At 40.6% G+C, this 505-nt stretch carries 1 pseudogene; it reads right to left on the reverse strand.

What is annotated here, in order from left to right:
• Positions 1–505: pseudogene (locus tag ECA1_RS16755) on the reverse strand (PTS mannitol transporter subunit IIBC); the annotation flags it as partial.

Raw genomic sequence — 505 nt, forward strand, 5'->3', positions numbered from 1 at the left:
CTTTCTGGGTGATAACTAATGACGTTTCATCTGCGGATAAGTCACGAATCGCAACGTTTGTTACCTCAATATCGTAACCTAACTCTTGGATTTTTTTTCGAACAATTGCTGCCCCCATTGCTGAAGAACCCATACCTGCATCACAAGCAAAGATAATTCTCTTTATTGAAAAGTCTTTTATCAGTTTTCCTTTTTGCTTCATTTTTTTTGTCTTTTCTTCTGCAAGGATAAATTCGTCATTGTTATTATCCAATGCTCGATTAGTTAATTTGTGAATTACTGCAGCTCCGACAAAGGTGACCACAGTTGCAACAACGATCGCAAGCAAAATACCAAAGTGGCTACCTCGGGGAGTCACAGCCATGAAGGCAAAGATAGATCCGGGGGAAGCTGGTGAAATCATCCCCGCTCCAGTAATCATCAATGTTGCGACACCACTCATTCCTCCTAATATAGCTGGAATCAGCAGCAATGGGTTCATCAATACATACGGAAAGAAAATTTC

The organism is Enterococcus casseliflavus NBRC 100478 (genome assembly GCF_001544095.1).
Lineage (GTDB): Bacteria > Bacillota > Bacilli > Lactobacillales > Enterococcaceae > Enterococcus_D > Enterococcus_D casseliflavus.